This window comes from Actinomadura spongiicola, assembly GCF_003432485.1.
In the GTDB taxonomy this organism is placed as follows: Bacteria; Actinomycetota; Actinomycetes; order Streptosporangiales; family Streptosporangiaceae; genus Spirillospora; species Spirillospora spongiicola.
In genome coordinates this window covers 1-18,130 of the sequence record NZ_QVNQ01000008.1, presented here as the reverse complement: position 1 = coordinate 18,130, position 18,130 = coordinate 1, and the positions used below count along the sequence as shown (strand labels likewise).

The 18,130-nt window shown below is 74.0% G+C and carries 15 protein-coding genes; 7 read left to right on the top strand and 8 right to left on the bottom strand.

What is annotated here, in order from left to right; translation table 11 throughout:
• Positions 1–62 precede the first annotated feature (62 nt).
• The 4 genes from D0T12_RS24310 to D0T12_RS24295 are packed head-to-tail and all read left to right on the top strand — an operon-like array spanning position 63 to position 6,557.
• Entirely contained in the window at positions 63–1,169 is a 1,107-nt protein-coding gene (locus D0T12_RS24310; protein ID WP_117402015.1) for an AAA family ATPase, read from the top strand.
• Positions 1,169–3,439, top strand: a complete 2,271-nt coding sequence (locus D0T12_RS24305) for a DUF5682 family protein (RefSeq protein WP_117402014.1) — start codon at positions 1,169–1,171, stop codon at positions 3,437–3,439. Before D0T12_RS24310 ends, D0T12_RS24305 begins: the two co-directional genes overlap by 1 nt.
• Positions 3,436–4,599, top strand: coding sequence for a VWA domain-containing protein (locus D0T12_RS24300; RefSeq protein ID WP_117402013.1), 1,164 nt, complete (start codon positions 3,436–3,438; stop codon positions 4,597–4,599). Before D0T12_RS24305 ends, D0T12_RS24300 begins: the two co-directional genes overlap by 4 nt.
• Positions 4,596–6,557: a hypothetical protein gene (locus D0T12_RS24295; RefSeq protein ID WP_117402012.1), complete on the top strand. Its 1,962-nt coding sequence runs from the start codon at positions 4,596–4,598 to the stop codon at positions 6,555–6,557. Before D0T12_RS24300 ends, D0T12_RS24295 begins: the two co-directional genes overlap by 4 nt.
• A 2-nt stretch (positions 6,558–6,559) precedes the next feature.
• On the opposite strand, the gene D0T12_RS24290 is transcribed toward D0T12_RS24295, so the two are convergent.
• The 5 genes from D0T12_RS24290 to D0T12_RS24270 form a co-directional block, all read right to left on the bottom strand.
• Positions 6,560–7,498: an MBL fold metallo-hydrolase gene (locus D0T12_RS24290; RefSeq protein WP_117402011.1), complete on the bottom strand. Its 939-nt coding sequence runs from the start codon at positions 7,496–7,498 to the stop codon at positions 6,560–6,562.
• A 24-nt stretch (positions 7,499–7,522) separates the two neighbouring features.
• A complete protein-coding gene (locus tag D0T12_RS24285) occupies positions 7,523–8,587 on the bottom strand; it encodes a rod shape-determining protein (protein WP_158581615.1) in 1,065 nt (354 codons plus the stop codon).
• Between the two features lie 108 nt (positions 8,588–8,695).
• Complete coding sequence (locus D0T12_RS24280) at positions 8,696–9,589, bottom strand: metal ABC transporter permease (RefSeq protein ID WP_117402009.1); 894 nt, start codon at positions 9,587–9,589, stop codon at positions 8,696–8,698.
• Positions 9,586–10,239 (bottom strand): metal ABC transporter ATP-binding protein, encoded by a 654-nt coding sequence (locus D0T12_RS24275; protein WP_117402008.1) that lies wholly within the window; start codon positions 10,237–10,239, stop codon positions 9,586–9,588. The genes D0T12_RS24280 and D0T12_RS24275 overlap by 4 nt, the downstream gene beginning before the upstream one ends.
• Positions 10,236–11,153 (bottom strand): metal ABC transporter solute-binding protein, Zn/Mn family, encoded by a 918-nt coding sequence (locus D0T12_RS24270; protein ID WP_117402007.1) that lies wholly within the window; start codon positions 11,151–11,153, stop codon positions 10,236–10,238. Before D0T12_RS24270 ends, D0T12_RS24275 begins: the two co-directional genes overlap by 4 nt.
• Positions 11,154–11,340: 187 nt before the next feature.
• On the opposite strand from D0T12_RS24270, the gene D0T12_RS24265 reads away from it, so the two are divergent.
• The 3 genes from D0T12_RS24265 to D0T12_RS24255 are packed head-to-tail and all read left to right on the top strand — an operon-like array spanning position 11,341 to position 14,969.
• Positions 11,341–12,168, top strand: coding sequence for a PP2C family protein-serine/threonine phosphatase (locus D0T12_RS24265; protein WP_117402006.1), 828 nt, complete (start codon positions 11,341–11,343; stop codon positions 12,166–12,168).
• Positions 12,169–12,228: 60 nt separating this feature from the next.
• Positions 12,229–14,040, top strand: a complete 1,812-nt coding sequence (locus tag D0T12_RS24260) for an N-6 DNA methylase (protein WP_117402441.1) — start codon at positions 12,229–12,231, stop codon at positions 14,038–14,040.
• Positions 14,037–14,969, top strand: coding sequence for a serine/threonine-protein kinase (locus D0T12_RS24255; protein WP_233526262.1), 933 nt, complete (start codon positions 14,037–14,039; stop codon positions 14,967–14,969). Before D0T12_RS24260 ends, D0T12_RS24255 begins: the two co-directional genes overlap by 4 nt.
• Positions 14,970–15,122: 153 nt before the next feature.
• Here D0T12_RS24255 and D0T12_RS24250 read toward each other — a convergent pair whose 3' ends face one another.
• From D0T12_RS24250 to D0T12_RS24240, 3 genes are all read right to left on the bottom strand, one after another.
• Positions 15,123–16,028 carry a C40 family peptidase gene (locus D0T12_RS24250; RefSeq protein WP_158581614.1) on the bottom strand — a complete coding sequence of 302 codons (906 nt, stop codon included), beginning with the start codon at positions 16,026–16,028 and terminating at the stop codon, positions 15,123–15,125.
• Between the two features lie 278 nt (positions 16,029–16,306).
• Entirely contained in the window at positions 16,307–17,734 is a 1,428-nt protein-coding gene (locus D0T12_RS24245) for a maltokinase N-terminal cap-like domain-containing protein (protein ID WP_117402003.1), read from the bottom strand.
• 2 nt (positions 17,735–17,736) lie between these two features.
• A partial coding sequence (locus D0T12_RS24240) for an alpha-glucosidase C-terminal domain-containing protein (protein WP_199487669.1) occupies positions 17,737–18,130 on the bottom strand: 394 nt, incomplete at its 5' end.

Below are 18,130 nucleotides of genomic sequence, written 5' to 3'. Positions count from 1 at the left end.
CCGTGCCGTGAAGAGCGGGACATGGGGCGCTCTGTCGGCGTCCTCCTCTAGCGTGGAGCGCCATGGGTGATCATCGCGTCGACGCCACCGCCGAGTACCAACGGCCGCCCGCCGAGGTGCGGTTCGCCGACGAGTTGGAGCGGCTCCGCGACGCCGACACCGGGCCGCGTCCGCCCGGCTGGGCGTTGAGCCTGACGGCCGCGCGAACGTTCATCACCGGTGACGACGCGCTCGGCGTCCGCCGCAAGTTCGTCGGCGACACCGCGCTCATCGACCGGGCCCTGGTCACGCTGGCGACGAGCCGGGGGCTGATGCTCATCGGGGAGCCGGGGACGGCGAAGTCGCTGCTGTCGGAACTGGTCGCGGCGGCCGTCAGCGGCACGTCCACGCTGACGATCCAGGGTGGCGCCGCCACCACCGAGGACCAGATCAAGTACTCGTGGAACTACGCGCTGCTGGTGTCGGAGGGGCCGTCCACGCGGTCGCTCGTCCCGGCGCCGCTCCTCACCGGGATGGCGGAGGGGAAGGTCGTCCGGTTCGAGGAGATCACCCGGTGCCCGCTCGAGGTGCAGGACTCGTTGCTGTCGCCGCTGTCCGACCGCGTCCTGGCGATCCCGGAGCTGACGGGCGATGACTCGATGGTGTTCGCGCGGGACGGGTTCAACGTCATCGCGACCGCGAACACCCGCGACCGGGGCGTCAACGAGATGAGCGCGGCGCTCAAGCGGCGGTTCAACTTCGAGACGGTGTTCCCGATCGGCGACCTCGCGACCGAGCTGGAGCTGGTGGAGCAGGAGGCCTCGCGGCTGCTGGAGCGCAGCGGCGTCGCCGTCGCGCCGCGCCGGGACGTCCTCGAAGTGCTCGTCACGACGTTCCGGGAGCTGCGCGACGCCACGACCGAGGACGGACGGGCCATGGACCGGCTGTCCGCCGTCATGAGCACCGCCGAGGCGGTGTCGGTCGCGCACCAGATCGGGGTTCGGGGATGGTTCCTGCGCGGCGAGGCCGGCGGCGCGGCCGACATCGTGGAGTGCCTCGCGGGGACGGCCGCCAAGGACAGTCCCGAGGACCTCGCCCGGCTGCGGCGCTATCTGGAGCAGCAGGCGTCCCGGCGGGACGGCGAGCAGTGGCGCGCCCTGCACGCCGCCCGGCGACTGCTGCCCGGCTGATGGCCGTCACGTTCGTCGGCGTCCGGCACCACAGCCCGGCGTGCGCGCGGCTCGTCCGGGACACGATCCGGCGGCTGCGCCCCGCGTACGTGCTGGTCGAGGGGCCCGCCGACTTCAACGGGCGGATGGACGAGCTGCTCCTCGGCCACGAACCGCCCGTGGCGATCTACAGCTACCACCGGGACGCGGAGCGGGTGCACGCCTCCTGGACGCCGTTCTGCGCGTACTCGCCGGAATGGGTCGCGCTGACCGAGGGCCGGGCGGCCGGCGCGGAACCGCGGTTCATCGACCTGCCCGCGTGGCATCCGGCGTTCGCCGACCGCGGCAACCGGTACGCCGACGCCGAGCTCCGGTACGCCGAGGTCGCCGAGCGGCTCTGCCGGGAGTTCGCCGTCGACAACACCGACGTCCTCTGGGACCACCTCTTCGAGATCGACACCGACGACACGGCGCGGCGGCTCGACGCCTACTTCGGCCTCCTGCGGGGCGAGGCGGAGGCGGGGGAGGACGACGCGGCCCGCGAGTCGTACATGGCGGGGTGGATCCGGGCGGCCGAGGCCGACGCCGGTGACCGCCCGGTCGTGGTGGTGACGGGAGGCTTCCACAAGCCCGCGCTCGAAACGCTCGCCGGGTCCGGGGGGACCGTGTGGCCGGACGTGCCCGAGCCGCCCGAGGGCTCGACCGGCGGGAGTTTCCTCGTCCCGTACTCGTTCCGGCGGCTCGACGCGTTCACCGGCTACCAGTCGGGGATGCCGTCGCCCGAGTACTACCAGCGGCTCTGGGAGGGCGGCCCGGAGGAGGCGGCGTCCGCGCTGATCGAGACGGTCGTGGCGCGGCTACGCGAGCGCCGGCAGGTCGTGTCGACCGCCGACCTGATCGCCGCGCGCACGCTCACCGACGGGCTGACGCGGCTGCGCGGGCACCGGGCGCCCGCCCGGACCGACCTGCTGGACGGGCTGGTGTCCGCGCTGGTGAACGACGACCTCGACCAGCGGCTGCCGTGGACGTCCTGGGGCCGGCTGGCACCGGGCGCGCATCCGGCGGTCGTGGAGATGGTCGCCGCCCTGGGCGGGACGCGGGTCGGGCGGCTCCACCGCGACACCCCGGCCCCGCCGCTCGTCCACGACGCCACCGCCGAGCTGGAGCGACTCGGCCTCGACCGGGGCGGGCCGGTCGCGCTCACGTTGACGACTCCGCGAGGGTTGGAGCGCAGCCGGGCACTGCACCGGATGCGCGTGCTGGCGATTCCCGGTGTGGAGCGCCGCTCCGGGCCCGCCACCGGCGCCGATCCGGTGCTGGAGGAACGCTGGGTCGTGGACGTCTCCGACGACGGCGGGCGCCGGATGTCCGCGCTCATCGAGGCGGGCGCCTACGGGCCGACGCTCGCCGCCGCCGCGGCCGCCGTCCTCGACGAGCGCATGACCTCGGCCGGACGCGACATGGGCGGGCTCGCCGACGTCCTTTTCGACGCGGCGCTGTGCGGCTGCGCGGACCAGTCCGGGCGGATCGCCGAGTCGATCGCCGCCGGGATCGCTGGCGCGTCCGACCTCGCCGCGCTCGGGGCCGTGCTGGAGGTCGCGCTCGGGCTGTGGCGGCACGACCGCGTCCTCGGCACGGCCCGCAGCCCCCTGCTCGGGACGGTCGTCGCCGAAGGAGTCGACCGCGTCCTCTGGCTGGTCGAGGGCGTCCGCGGCGGGCCGGGCCCGGCCGACCTCGGCCGCCTGCGCGCGGTCGCCGCCGCCCGGGACGCGCTCGTGCACGCCTCCGGTCCACTGGGCCTGGACCGGGACGCCGCGCTCGGCGTCGCCCGCCGCGTCGCCGCCCGCACCGACGTCCCGCCCGACCTGCGCGGTGCCGCGTTCGGCCTCGGCCGGGCCCTCGGCGACACCGCCGACCCGGTGCGGGCGGTGCGCGGCGCGGCGGGCCCGGAGACGTTCGGGGACTGGCTCGCCGGGCTGTTCGCGCTCGCCCGTCAGGAGGTCCTCGACCCGGCGACGGCGATCCTCGGCGTCCTCGACGACCTGGTCGGCGGCATGGGCGACGACGACTTCCTCGTCGCGCTGCCCGCGCTGCGGCAGGCGTTCGAGTTCTTCCCGCCCCGGGAGCGCGAGACGATCGCGCTCGGCCTGCTGGAACGGCGCGGGACGCGCGGCTCGCCCCGGGCGCTGCTCCGGACGGACGGCCCGCCGCTGCTGATCGCGGAGGCGCGGGCCCTGGAGGCGCGCGTCGACCGCGCGCTTCACGCCGCGGGACTGGAGGCCACCTCGTGATCCCACCCGACCTGGAACGGTGGCGGCTCGTCCTCGGCGCGCCCGCCGAAGCGCGCACGGGCCCGCTCGCCGGCACGGCCGCCGAACGGGACGCCGCGCTCGACTGGCTCTACGGGCGCGACCCCGACCTGGCCCGGCGCGGCGTCCGGCGCGGCCCCGGCGGAGGCGGTCTCCACGGCGACGATCCCGCAGGCGACCGCACCGGCGGGAACGGGCCGTCCCGGCTCACGACCGTCGACTGGCTCGACGCCGTCCACCGGCTGTTTCCGAAGGAGACCATCGAGCGGTTGGAACGCGACGCCGTCGAACGCTACGAGATCCACGACATCGTCACCGACCCCGCAGTACTGGAGCGCGTCGAGCCCGACGAGACGCTGCTGCGCGCCGTGCTGCGCACCAAGCACCTGATGGACCCGGAGGTCCTCGCGCTCGCCCGGCGGATCGTCGAGGCCGTCGTCCGGCAGCTGATGGAACGGCTCGCGACCGAGGTGCGGCGCACGTTCCACGGCACCCGGTCGCGGCGGCCCAGCCGGATGAAGAACTCCCGTAACTTCGACTTCCACCGGACGATCCGCGCCAACCTCGCGCACTACCGGCCGGACGAGCGCCGCCTCTACATCGAGAGCCCGAAGTTCGTGTCCCGGACGCGGCGGCACGTCGAGCAGTGGCAGCTCGTCCTGCTGGTGGACCAGTCCGGGTCGATGCTCGGGTCGGTGGTCCACTCCGCCGTCACGGCCGCGTGCCTGTGGGGGCTGCCGGGCCTCAAGACGCACCTCGTCGCGTTCGACACGTCCGTGGTGGACCTGACGTCCGACGTCACCGACCCCGCCGAGCTGCTGATGAAGGTGCAGCTCGGCGGCGGCACCGACATCGCGCGGGCCGTCGCGTACGGGGCGGGGCTGGTGGAGAACCCGCGCCGGTCCATCGTCGCGGTCATCACCGACTTCTACGAGGGCGGGGACGTGCGCCGGCTCGTCGAGGAGGTGAGGCGGCTCGTCCAGCAGGGCACGCACGTGCTGGGGCTCGCCGCGCTGGACGAGGACGCCGACCCGTCCTACGACCGGGAGACGGCGCGACTCCTCGCCGACGTCGGCGCGCACGTCGGCGCGATGACGCCGGGGCGGCTCGCCGAGTTCGTCGCGGAGAGGATCGGCCGGTGACGCGCGCCGACCTGGTCTCGCTCACGCCAGACGCGCTGGCGGCGCTCGCCAACCGCGGCCTGGTCAAGCGCGCCGCCAAGGACCTCGACGCCGGGAACGGCCCCGAGATCACCGTGTCGCCGGACGGCACCGTCGAGGGGACCTACCCGGACGGCGCGGCGACCTCCCTCCCGGCCGGGGCGGGGCTGGACGCCGCGACCTGCTCCTGCGCGGCGACGGGGACCTGCCGTCACCAGATCTGCCTCGTCCTCGCCTACCAGCGGCACGCCGACGGCGAACCGGCCCCGGAGCCCGCGGTCGACTGGTCGCCGGGCGCCTTCGACGACGACGCGCTCGTCCGTGTCCTCGGGCAGCGCGCCGTCAGCGCGGCCCGCCGCACGTTCCGCGCCGGGTACTCCGCCGTCGTCCGCCGCCCCACCGCCGACGACCCGGTGCCGGAGGTGGAGCTGTCGGCCTGCACCGTCCGGTTCCTCGTGCCGAGCGAACTGGGCTACGTCCACACCGACGCCGCCGCCGTGCTGCGCGGCGAGGTCGCGGTGCTGGCCGTCTGGGCGTTCCGAGCCGCCGACGAGCGCGGCCTGACCGGCGACGAAGTCCGCCTGGACGTGGGCGGCGGGCCCGGAAGGGCCGGAGGCGGCGACGGGCTCGACGCCGCGCTGGAGTTGGCCGACCAGGTCCTCCTCGACGGCGCCGCGCACGCGGGCCCGGTGCTGGTCGCCGCGCTGGGAAGCGCCGCCGCCGACCTGGCGGCGCGCGGGCTGCACTGGCCCGCCGCCGCGCTGACCGACCTCGCCGCGCAGCTCACCGCGCACCACGACCGCCGCGCCGACCACGACCCTCGGCGCATCGCGGAACTCCTCGCCGAGGTCCACGCCCGGCATCGCGCCTCCCTACCGGTGCCGGACGGTGTCGAAGGTCGTCGATCGCAGGTCCTCGGCACCGACGAGGCGGCGGAGACCCCGCTGCGCCGCGTCCGCCTCGCCGGGCTCGGCTGCCGGGTCGCGGGCACCGGCGACACCCGCACCGCCGACGTCTACTTCGCGCACACCGGCACCGGAATCGTGCTGGTGCTGAAACGCCGCTGGGACGTCCCGGACGAGACGCGGCTGACCGGCGCCGACCTCGCCGGGCGCCGGATCCTCGGCGCGTCCCTGCGCGCCCTCGCCGCCGGCAACGTCGTGTCGGAGACCGCGACCCGCACCGCGGGACGGGTCGTCCGGGTCGCCGCCGGCCGGGTCGCGAGGACGACGGTCACCCCGCTCGGCGACGCCTGGGAGGCCCTGCCCGCCCGGCTCCTCGTCCGCGACTACGCGGCGGAGGGACGCGCCCTGGACGCGCTGCCGCCCCGGCTCGTCCGCCCGCGCGTCGAGGCCGAGCTGGTCCGGGTCGTCGAGATCGCCGAGGTGCGCGACGTCGGCTACCGGCCCGGCGCGCAGCGGCTGGAGGCGCGCGTCGCCGACGGGGCGGGCGCCACGGCCGTCGTGTCCGCGGACTACGGCCCGCACCGCCCGGCCGCGCTGGACGCGCTCGCCGAGGCGTTGTCCGCCGGTCCGCGCCTCGTCGCCGGCGCCGTCCGCCGGGACCGCGGCGGGCTGGTCATCGACCCCTTCGCGGTCAAGACCCCGGACGGCGTCGTCGTGCCCGACCTGGAGCCCGGTGACGGGACCGCCGCGCTGGGCGGCCCGGCCGGGGACGATCCCGACCCGCTCGGACACGTCCTGGACGAGGCGCTCGACGCCTGCGCCGAGGCCGCGCACCGCGGCCTCGCCCACATGACCCCGGGCCCGCGGGACCGGATCGCCCGCGCCGGACGGGACCTCGAACGCGCCGGGCTGCGCGCCGCCGCCGGGACGCTCGCCGCGTTCGCCGACGCGCTCACCGGCGACGACCCGCGCCGCGCCGCGCGGGCGTGGGCCACCGCCTGCGTCCGCCTCATCACCACGGCCGAGCTGCGCTGAACTCAGGCCCGGCAGGTCAGCGGGCGACCCCCGTTGAACTCGATCATCTCGTTGAGCGCCGCCACCTGGTCGATCCGGGCGCCGGGCTCGGCGCCGTCCAGCTCGGCGTAGGCGCGGTGCAGGTTCCCGACGAGCCGTTCGGCGTCGGTCAGCTCCGCGAACGGGCCGAGGTCGGCCTCCCGGGCGGCCTCCAGCGGCGCCAGCCCGGCCGCCTTCCCCGCCTCCGCCGTGGTCTGCACGAACCGGATGTAGGCGGCGACGCGGTCGATCAGCTCGGGGCCGGCCACCGGGCCGTGCCCCGGGACGATCACCTCCGCGTCCAGCGGCGCGACGACCTCCTCAAGCACCCGCAGCGCGCCCAACACCGAACCCTGGAGGAGGAACGGCGTGCCGCCGTTGAACAGCAGGTCACCGCAGAACAGCACCCGACGGTCCGGGATCCACACGATCGAGTCGTTGGTGGTGTGCGCGGCCGTCCCCACATGCCGGACCTCGCACCGCAGGTCGTCCACCCACAGCGTCACGGCGTCGGTGTAGGTGAGGAACGGCGGCTCGATCTCGACGTCGCCCCAGTCGACCTTCGTCCAGAACGGGTTGTCGAACGGTTTGCCCCACGCGAGCGCGGCGGCCCGTGTCTCCTCGTGCCCGACGACGGTCGCGCCGGAGAACAGGTAGTTGCCGTACGTGTGGTCGCCGTGGTGGTGGGTGTTGACCAGCGTCCGGACGGGCCGGTCCGTCACCGACCGGATCGTCTCCAGGTACGCGCGGGTCCGGCGTTCGGTGGAGCAGGAGTCCACGCTGGTCACGCCCCGCGAGCCGACGAGGAAACCGGTGTTGTTGATCCACCAGGTGCCGTCCGGCTGGACGTAGGCGAACACCCCCTCGGACACCTCTTCCAGGCGCGGACTTCCGGGACCGTCGTGGTCGGGTGCGTCGCTCATGAACCCGGAAGTCTAACCGTCGGGTCAGTACTCGAACTCGGGGACGGACGTCACCAGATGCGGTCGCGGAGAGCTCTCCCGGGCGGACGGTTCCGGCGAGCCGGCCGACCGCAGCACCTCTCCGGCGCCGAGCACGGCCGCGTCGCCGGTCTCGTCCCCGATCCGCGCGGCCAGGCCCGTCCTGTCCTGGATCAGCCGTTCCAGGCCGGGCAGCCGGGCGGTCCCGCCGGTGAGGGTGACGCCGACGCTCAGCAGATCACCGGAGATCTCCGGAGAACAGCCCGACAGCCCGGCGTGCACGGCGTCGACGATCTCGGCGACGGGACCGGCGATGGCCCGGCCGACGTCCACCGTGGTGAGGACGATCTCGCGCGGCATCCCGGTGGTGACGTCGCGACCGTGCACCACGGTCTGCCGCACCGGGCGCCGCCCGAGCGGCGGCACCGCTCCGACCTCCAGTTTCGCGGCCTCCGCCGCCGCCGGCGAGATGGCCGTGCGCTGCTCGCGCCGCACCAGCGCGACGATCGCGCGGTCCAGCGCCGATCCGCCGATGTGCGCGGTGTGGGACGTGACGAGCCCGCCGAACGCGATGACGCCGATGTCGGTGAGGTCGGCGCCGATGTCGGCGATGACGGTCACCTCGGGCCGCGCCGACGAGGTCAGCCCCATCCCGATGGCGGCGGCGATCGGCGTCGGCACCAGCGTGAGGCGCCGCGCGCCCGCCTGGTACGCGGAGAACTGCAACGCCCGGTAGTGGACGGTGTTCATGCCGCTCGGCACGGTCATGACCAGCCGTGGACGGGCCGTGTACCGGCGCCGGTGATGCTTGCGGACGAGATGCCGCATCAGGTACTCGGCCTCGTCGGTCTCGGTCGGCGCGCCATCGCGGATCGGCCGGACGAGGGTGACGTCCGGGTTGCGTCCCGCCATCTCCCGCGCCGGGCGGCCGAGCGCGAGGATGCGTCCGGTGCGGCGGCAGCGGGCGAGGAGCGACGGTTCTCTGCACACGACCCCGCGGTCCCTCACATGCATCCGCACCGTGGAGCCGCCCAGGTCGATGGCGGTGTCACGGCCCGCGAAATCCCACATCGCGTCCCTCCCAATCGCCCCGAAAGTCGCAAGCGCCGTGATAATGCCCTCTTGTCCGGTGGGGATGCTCATGACCCGGTAAGCGAATGGCAACGTCCTGACGTGCGATCAGAGGGCCCCGGGTGAGCGCACGGTGTCGAGCCGCGGCGACGGGCGCCGGGTCGTCCAGCCGCGCCGCTTCCGGACGGCGCCCACCGCGCGGCACACCCCGTACAGGGTGAACGAGATCGTCGTCACGTACGGGCTGACGGGGATGCTGGACCCGACCGACAGCAGGATCCCGCCGACCACCGACACCGTCGCGAGCGCCGCGCTGAGCAGCGGCACCACCACCGGTGACGCCGACACCCGCACGGCCGCCGCGGCCGGGGTGCAGATCAGCGCCAGCACCAGCAACGCGCCCACGACCTGCACCGACACGGCCACCGCGAGCCCGAGCACCAGCATGAAGGCGGGCGACAGCAGCCGCACGGGCACGCCACGCGCCGCCGCCACATGCGGATCGAGGCTCGCGAACGACAGCGGACGCCACATGACCGCCAGGCACACCAGCACGGCCGCCGACGTCGCGAGCAGCCACGACAGCCGCGGCGTGTCGATCGCGACGATCTGCCCGGTGAGGAGGCCGAACTTGTTGGCGGCCCGCCCCTCGTAGAGCGACAGGAACAGCACGCCCAGCCCGAGCCCGAACGGCATCAGCACCCCGATGACCGAACCGCGGTCGCGAGCGCGGGAGCCGAGCACCCCGATGAGCGCGGCAGCCACGAGCGCCCCGGCGATCGAACCGCCCGCCACGCTCGCCCCGAACAGCAGCGCCGCCGCCGCGCCCGCGAACGACAGCTCGCTGATGCCGTGCACCGCGAACGCCAGGTCGCGCATGATGACGAACGTTCCGGCGAGCCCGCCGACCAGCCCGAGCACCGCCCCCGCGATGATCGAGTTCTGCACGAGCGCGAGCAGCGCCCCGTAGTCCTCGAAGTTGATGATCTCGTGCCAGTTCATGACACGACCGCCGCGCCGACGTCCAGGACCCGGTCGGCCAGCGGCAGCACGGGATCGAGCTCATGGGTGACGAACACGACGGTCGTGCCGTGCTCGCGCCGCCGCCGGTCGACCAGCTCGGCGACGATCCGCTGGTGCTCGGCGTCCAGCGACAGCAGCGGCTCGTCGCACAGCAGGAGGCGCGGATCGGTCGCCAGCGCCTGCGCGACCCGCACCCGTTGCAGCTCCCCGCCGGACAACAGGTCGAGCGGGACGTCCGCGAACGTCTCGGCGCCGACGTCCCGCAGGACGGCCTCGACGCGGTGGCGCGCCCCTGAACGCGGCCGCGAACGTGGTAGGGGCAGGCCCCACCGATGCCCGTCGATGCCGAGCCGCACCAGGTCACGTGCCCGCAGCGGGGTGTGCGGGACGACGGCCCGATGCTGCGGGACGTAACCGACGATGTCGCTCCCGCGCCGCGGCGGGCGCCCGTTCACGGTGACCGTGCCGGAGGAGAGTCGCCGCAGCCCGAGCAGCACCTTCAGCAGGCTCGTCTTCCCCGACCCGTTCGACCCGACCACGACCAGGAACTCGCCCGCCTCGACGTCGAGGTCGAGGCGCCACAGCGTCCGGTCCCCGTAGGACAGGACGGCGTCGCGGAGGGAGATCACGACAGCGCCTTCCCCAGCGCGGTGATGGTGGCGTCCATCCAGGAGACGTAGTTCCGGCCCGGCGGAAGCGTCTCGGTGACCGGCACGACGGGCACGCCGCCGTCCTTCGCGGCCTTCTCCAGTCGCTCGGTCTGCGGCCCGCTGGTCTGCGCGTTCGACACGAGCGCCGCCACCTTCCTCCCGGTGAGCAGCGCGAGGGTGTCCCGCATCGCGCGGGGCGGCACGTCGCCGCCCTCCTCGACCGCCTCGCTGAACTCGTCCGGCGTCTCGTTCCGCAGCCCGGCGGCCTCCAGCAGGTAGACCGGCAGCGGCTCGGTGACCGCGACGCGGTCTCCGTCGTGCGCGGCCCTGAGCGCCGCCACCTTGCCTTGCAGGGTAAACAGTTCCGCCTTGAACGCGGTGGCGTTCGCCTTGAACGTTCCCGCGTTACCGGCGTCGGCCTCGGCGAGCGCGGCGGAGATCCGGTCGGCGAGGCGCGCGACCGTCGGCAGGTCGTACCAGACGTGCTCGTTCGGCTCTTCGCCCGCCGGCGCGGTCTTCCCGGCGATCCGGACCACGTCCAGCACCTCGGCCTTGGACCCGGCGCCCTTGAGCAGCGTGCCGACGAAGTCGTCGTAGCCGCCGCCGTTCTGGATCACGACCCTGGCCTTGGCGAGCGCGAGCCTGCTGCGCGTCCCCGCCTCGAAGGAGTGCGGGTCCTGCGCGGGATCGGTGATGAACGACGTCACGTCCACCCGGTCGCCGCCGATCCGGCGCGCGATGTCGCCGTACACGTTCGTCGAGGCCACGACGGAGACGCGGTCGCCGCGCTCCGGCTCGGCGCCCGAGGACGACCCGCAGCCGCCGAGCGCCAGCGCGGCCACGCCGAGGACGGCGCCCGCGCCGAGCACCCGGATACGCAGAAGTGAGGACATGAGGGCTCCTCGAAAATGAAAACGGTTTTCGATTCTGAAGTTAGCACGATCCAGGCGTTTCGTCCGTTGCTCCGCGTGCAAAACGTGGGCAGAGACGCAGGTATGGCCACGCCTGGCCAGAGCCTGCAAGCCAAGAAGTCGAACAAAATGCTTGTGAACTCAGTTTTTGTGTGCTTCTCTTATATGCATGGCTCACCACGTGCTTCGGATCGCCGCCGGATCGGACATCGGCCGCCGTCGGCGGGTGAACGAGGACTCGGCGCTCGCCGGTCCGCGACTGCTCGCGGTCGCCGACGGGATGGGCGGTCACCCGCACGGCGACGTGGCCAGCAGGACGGCCGTCGCGACCCTCGCCGGGCTGCCGCTCAGCGGCGACCTGGTCGCCGTGCTCTCGGCCGGGGTCACCGAGGTCGCCGCGCGCCTGGACGCCCTCGCCCGGCAGAACCCGGACCTGGCGGGGATGGGCACCACGCTGACCGCGCTGGCCTGGGACGAGCCGGGGCGCCGCTTCGCGGTCGCGCACATCGGCGACTCCCGCGCCTACGTGCTGCGCGGCGGTGACCTGTTCCAGCTCACGCGCGACCACACGATGGTGCAGTCGCTCGTCGACGGCGGGCAACTGACTCGTGCCGAGGCGGCCCGCCATCCGAAAGGATCGATGCTGGTCAGGGCGTTGCAGAGCGGTGGCAGCGCCCAGCCCGACCTGTTCTGGCACGACGCCCTGCCCGGTGACCGCTACCTGCTGTGCTCCGACGGCGTCTCGGGATTCCTCACGCCGGAGGCGATCCGGGACGCGTTGGCGGACGCCGCCCGTCCCGCGGACGGCGTCGCGAGCCTCATCGGCCTCGCCAACGGCGCCGGCGGGCAGGACAACATCACCTGCGTCGTCGCGGACGTCGCCGGCGCCGAACCCGCGCCCGGACCGGCGCCGGAACCGTTGCTCGTCGGCGCGGCGGCACAGGACGGGGCGGGCCGGATCGCCAGGTTCGGCCGCCGCCTGCGCCGAACGCATTGACGCTGTTCACGGTCGTTCCTCGTGTCGATCGACGTTGCGAAGATCAAGTATGGTGACGGCATGACCGGCGATCCGGGGGTGACCGCGGGCGACATCGCCCGGCTGGCGGGCGTCGGCCGCGCCACGGTCAGCAACTGGCGCCGCCGCCACGCAGACTTCCCGGCACCGGTGGGCGGGACGGCGACCAGCCCGCTGTTCTCCCTCGCCGACGTCGAGGACTGGCTGCGCCGCAACGGCAAGCCGTTCGAGGTGTCCCTCGCCGACCGGGTGTGGCAGCGGTTGCGCGCGTCCGGCGACGACTTCCAGCTCGCCGACCTCGTCGGCTGGGCCGGGGTGCGGCTGCTCGAACTGCGCGGCGACACCGCCGTGCCGTCCGGGAGGCGACGGGCGCGCCCGCCGGTCGAACCGGCCGACGCCGAGCTGCCCGCGCTGCTGGCCGAGCTCGCCGCCGAACGCGGCCACGCCGACGCTTTCGACCTGCTCGTCCGCCGCTACGTCCAGGCGCACTCGCGGCGGCTGGACGTCACGCGCGAGGACGTGGCGCGGCTGATGGCCCGGCTCGTGTGCCGGGACGGCGACACCGTCCTCGACCCGGCGTGCGGGCTCGGAACGCTGCTGCGGGCGGCCCCGGACCCGCGTTCGGCCCTCGGCCAGGACGGCAGCGCCCCCGCCGCCCTGATCGCCGAGGTCAGGCTGCTGCTCGCCGGGACGCCCGCCGAGATCGCCGCGGGCGACTCGCTCCGCCGCGACGCGTTCCCCGGCGCGCACGCCGACGCGGTGCTCTGCAACCCGCCGTTCGGCGACCGCGCGTGGGGACACGGGGAACTCGCCGGTGACCCGCGCTGGGAGTACGGGCTGCCGCCGCGCGGCGAACCCGAACTCGCCTGGGCCCAGCACTGTCTCGCGCACCTGCGGCCGGGCGGCCGCGCCGCGGTGCTGATGCCCTCGGCGGTCGCGTCCCGGCGTCCAGGCCGCCGCATCCGCGGCAACCTGCTGCGGGCGGGCGCGCTCCGGGCCGTGATCACGCTGGCGGCGGGCGGTCCCGACCTGTGGCTGCTGCGGCGGCCCGAACCCGGTCGGCCGCCACCCGCCACCGTCCTGCTGCTGGACGCCGAGGGAGACCTGGAACTGGCCGGACGCGCCTGGGAACGGCGCGCCGACGGCGAGTTCACCGTGCCGGTCATCGACCTGCTGGACGACGAGGTCGACGTCGCCCCGGCCCGGCACCGCCCCCGGCAGAGCGAGGAGGCGTTCGGGCGCCGCTTCACCGAGACCCTGGACCGGCTGACCGCCGCCGTGCCCGCCCCGCCGGACCTGGAACCGCTGGCGGAGCGCAGGCCCCCGCCGGTCACGACGCTCGCCGAGCTCTCCCGGGCCGGGGTCGTCGCGATCAGCCACGGGCCCGCGCGGCTACCGGCTGGCGGCGACGTTCCGGTCCTCACCGTGGACGACGTGAGCGCCGGGACCGGCCCGTCCGGCACGACCGCCGCGGCCCCCGGCCTGATCATGCTGGAGCCCGGCGACGTCGTCGCCACCGCCGCGGGGTCGGCGCGGGTCGTCACGTCCGCCGGCGCCGCGCTCGGCCCCCACCTCACGCACTACCGGCCGGATCCGGAGCGGCTCGACCCGCGGTTCCTCGCCGGATTCCTGACCTTCGCCCACACCCGGACCGGCGCCGGATCGAGCCGCATGGACCTGCGCCGCGCCCGCATCCCCCGCCTCTCCCTCGAACGGCAACGCGACTACGGCCGGGCCTTCGAGGAACTCGCCCGGCTGACCGCGACATTGCGTGACATGTCGTCCCTTGGGGAGACGCTGGTCGGGCTAAGCTTCGACGGGCTGCTGGACGGCCATCTCCGTCCTCGCCGATGACTTACGGGAGGACCATGCTCATCGCCGACAGGTATGAGCTCGACGAGCTCCCTCTCGGCCGCGGCGGGATGGGCTCCGTCTACGCCGCCCACGACACGCGCCTCGGCCGCCGCGTCGCGGTGAAGTTCCTGGAGCTGCCCGGCGGCGGCGCGGACGACGAGCTGGAGCGGCGGTTCATCCGGGAGGCCCGCATCCTCGCCCGGCTGGAGCACACCGGCGCGCCCACCCTGTACGACTTCGGCGCGTTCGAGCAGCGGCTCTACCAGGTCATGCAGTTCATCGACGGCGTCACCGTCGCCGATCTGATCGCCGAGCACGGGCCCGTCCCGGTGCCGTGGGCCGCCGGGATCATCGCGCAGGCCGCGGCGGTGCTGACGGCCGCGCACGCCCTGTCGATCCGCCACCGCGACCTCAAGCCGACCAACCTGATGCTGGGGCCCGACGGCGGCGTCAAGGTCCTCGACTTCGGGCTCGCCGTCCTCGGTGACGCCGACGTCGCGCACTTCACCCGGCACGGGCAGATCCTCGGGACGCCCGCGTACATGGCGCCGGAGCAGATCGAGCGGGGCGTCGCGGGCCCGCGGAGCGACCTGTACGCGCTCGGCTGCGTGCTGCACGAGATGCTCACCGGACGGCAGCTGTTCGCGGGCCCGACGGCGTACGCGGTGTTCGACAAGCACGTCCGGGAGCGGCCGCCGTCCGTGCCCGGCGTGCCCGCCGAACTGAACGCCCTCCTCCAGGACCTGCTGGAGAAGAAACCGGAGAACCGCCCGCCGGACGCGCCGGCGCTGTACGCGCGGGTCCGCCCGTTCACCGGTGAACTGCCGCTGCTCCCGGGGTTCCTGGAACCGGCGTCCACACCGAACCCGGAACGCATGTACGCGCAGATCGTCGGTCAGGTTCTCGGGGCCGCGCCGGAGAACGGCTGACACCGCGCCGCCCGCCACGAACGCGGGTGCGGGGACCCACGGCGTTCATGACGGGCGGCGTTCATGACAGGCGGTGTTCATGACAGGCGGTGTTCCGGCCGGTGGAGTTCCGGCCGGTGGTGTGCCGGTGCGGACGATCGGTGGCGCCGGCCGTCAGTCCTCCGACTCGTGGTCCGGCGCGGTCACCTCGTCGGCCGGCTCGGTGTCGGTCGCCGAGGAACGCGGCTCCGGCCCGGGAGAGTCCGGCCAGGCGCGCTCCGGCTCGTAGCGCGGCCGGGGTTCGGGCCTGGACCCGTCCGGAGACGCGTCGCCACCCGGTGGCCGAGCGGTGGAGTTCGTGGGGGCACGGTCGGGGGTGTTAGCGGGGAGTTTGTCGGATTTCTTGGGAATTGAATGCTCTAGTTGCGGAATGTCGGGGGTCCGCCGATTATCTGGCGGTTTAAGGTCCGCGCGTTTCTGCGAGCTCATTCTGTCGATCTTCTCCAGGAGTTCCTTCACCGAGGGCGACCATTCCTTGTAGGCGGGTGCGCCCGGACGCACCGCGCCCGCGAACTGCCCCTTCCGCCGCCCGCCGAGTTTGTCGATCCGGACCTTCGCGCCGGTGTGCGGCGCGTGCAGGAATCGCCCGTGCCCGACATAGAGTCCGACATGGCTGCGGCCGCGGAAGAAGATGAGGTCGCCGGGCTTGAGGTCCTTCAGCCGCACCTTGCGCTTCACCTTCCGGTACTGCGCGTAGGTGACGCGGGGGATCTTGACGCCCGCCTTCCGCCACGCGGTCATCGCGAGGCCGGAGCAGTCGTAGCGCTTCGGCCCCACGGCGCCCCACCGGTACGGCTTGCCGAGCTGCTTGCGGGCGAACGACAGGGCCTGGTCCGCGCGGTCCCGCTGCGTCGCCTCACGCGTCCGGTACTTGTCGTACGCCTGGACCCTCTTCCGCGTCGCCGAGTCGAGATGCAGGCTCTTCAGCACCGTGGGATTGATCGCGGCCAGCGCCTGCGAGCCCAGCGGAACCGCCAGCGCGAGCCCCGTCGCCGTCACGGTGACGGCCGTTCGGAGCATCCTCCTATTTCGAATGGCGGCCCGGGCAAGGGCGGCATGGCCCGGGAACGAGCCGTTCTCGGCTCCGCTCCGGGCGTCGGCTCCGCGTGATCCGCATGCGATGGACATTCGTGTGCTCTCCGTTCCCCCATTGTCCGGGGCCTCGTCGTCGCATCGTCCCGGCGGGTGATCTCCCTGCCGAGAGTTCGCGTACCCGTCGAACGCGACACGATTTTGGTGAGCTCACCGATTTTGCGTGATCATGGCGCGGAATTAGCACCGGCCTTTGCGGATCTTGATCATGCGGTCAGATGGGCCAGCGACTTCAACGGAACAGGCAGCCAGGCCGGACGGTTCCGCGCCTCGTACCGCACCTCGTAGACCGCCTTCTCGAATTCGAGGGCGCGCAGGAGCACCGAGTGCGCCGCCGGATCGGGGCCGCCCGCCGCCGCGTAGCCGCGACAGAACGCGGCCCGGTTCCGTGCCGCCCACACGTGCGCGCGGGTCTGCGACCGTCCGGTGGGTCCCGGCGGCATCGTCCCCGGCTTGGCGATGAGGTACCGGGCCGCGTACTCGAACGAGCGCAGCATTCCGGCGACGTCCCGCAGCGGATGCGCGAGGGCCCGGCGCTCGTGCTGCGTCCGCGCGGGCTCGCCCTCGAAGTCCAGTAGCGTCCAGCCGCTCTCGGTGCGCAGCACCTGGCCGAGGTGGTAGTCGCCGTGGACGCGCTGCACGGGAAGCGGCCGCGCCCACGCCGCCAGGTCGAGGAACGCGCCGGTGAGCGCCTTCGCGTGCGGGGCCAGGCCGGGCACCGCGCGGCACGTGACGGTCAACTCGGCGTTCATCCGCGCCGCCATCGCCCGCACCTCCGCCTCCGGCAGTACCGTCACCCCGAACGCGTCGGCGAGCGACCGGTGCACCTCGGCGGTCGCCGCGCCGAGCCGTTCCGACTCGGCCGCGAAGTCGCCGCCGGCGAGACTGGCGTCCAGTTCCGCCCACTCGCCCGCCCAACCGGCGTCGCGCGGCGGCGTGTGCGCGAACCAGTCCCGCACGCTCGCGATGGCGAGGCTCCAGCCGTCCGCGCCGGTGTGCAGGTAGTCCGACAGGAGGGCGAGCGTCACCGGGGCGCCGGGAACGGGCCCGGGGTCCAGCTCGATCCAGCCGAGGACGGCCGGGACGTGCGCGCAGCCGGCGCGGGTCAGCGCGAGGTTGACCTCCAGGTCGAGGTTGACGCCGTGGCCGAGCCGCCGGAACAGCTTGCAGATGTGGGCGTCGCCGAACAGCAGCGAGGTGTTGCTCTGCTCGGTGGTGATCGGCAGGCTCGTCAGGTCCGTCCGGATCGCGGCGCCGTCCACGCGGTGGAACCGCAGCGGGCCGACGGACGCGCCCGCGACCAGGCAGTCCAGCAGCGTCCGGGTGAGGTCCGGGTCGTGGGCGGCGTCGTAGAGGCGCGTTCCGTGTGCGTCGCCCGCCGCTCCGCCGATCTCGGCGTGGCGGAGCCGGTCGGGCAGGTGGCGGCGGGTGCCGAGGAGAAGCTGGTAGTGGTCGGTGGCGCCGTTCTGGTGGACGTCGAGGACGAGGTGGTGCAGGCCGGGGTCGCCGGTGCGCAGTTGGGTGGCGGTGCCGATGGTGAGGTCCTCGATGGGGCCGTCCTTGCCGCCGAACCATCGCTGCCTCGGCAACCACGCCGCGAGATCTCCGATGAGGGACGGCTCGGGCGGCAGCACGGTCAGGCGGTCCTTTCCGCGTGCGCGCCCGCGTCCCTGCCGTCATCGTCCGGGGGGACCAGTTGGAACCAGTAGAAGCCGTGGCCGGGCAGGGTCATCAGGTACGGGAGTTCGCCGATGGCGGGGAACTGGACGCCGCCCATGCACTCGACGGGGGAGTAGCCCTCGAACCGGCGCAGGTCGAGTTCGACCGGCTGGGGGAACCGCGACAGGTTGCTGACGCACAGGACCGCGTCCATCTCGCCCCATGGGCTCTCGTCCTCGGTGATCTCGCGGGTGAAGGCGAGGACGGAGGGGTTGGAGGCGGAGAGTTCGACGTAGGTGCCGACGCCGAAGACGGGGTGGCGTTGGCGGATTTCGATCATGGTGCGGGTCCAGTGGAGGAGGGAGCCGGGG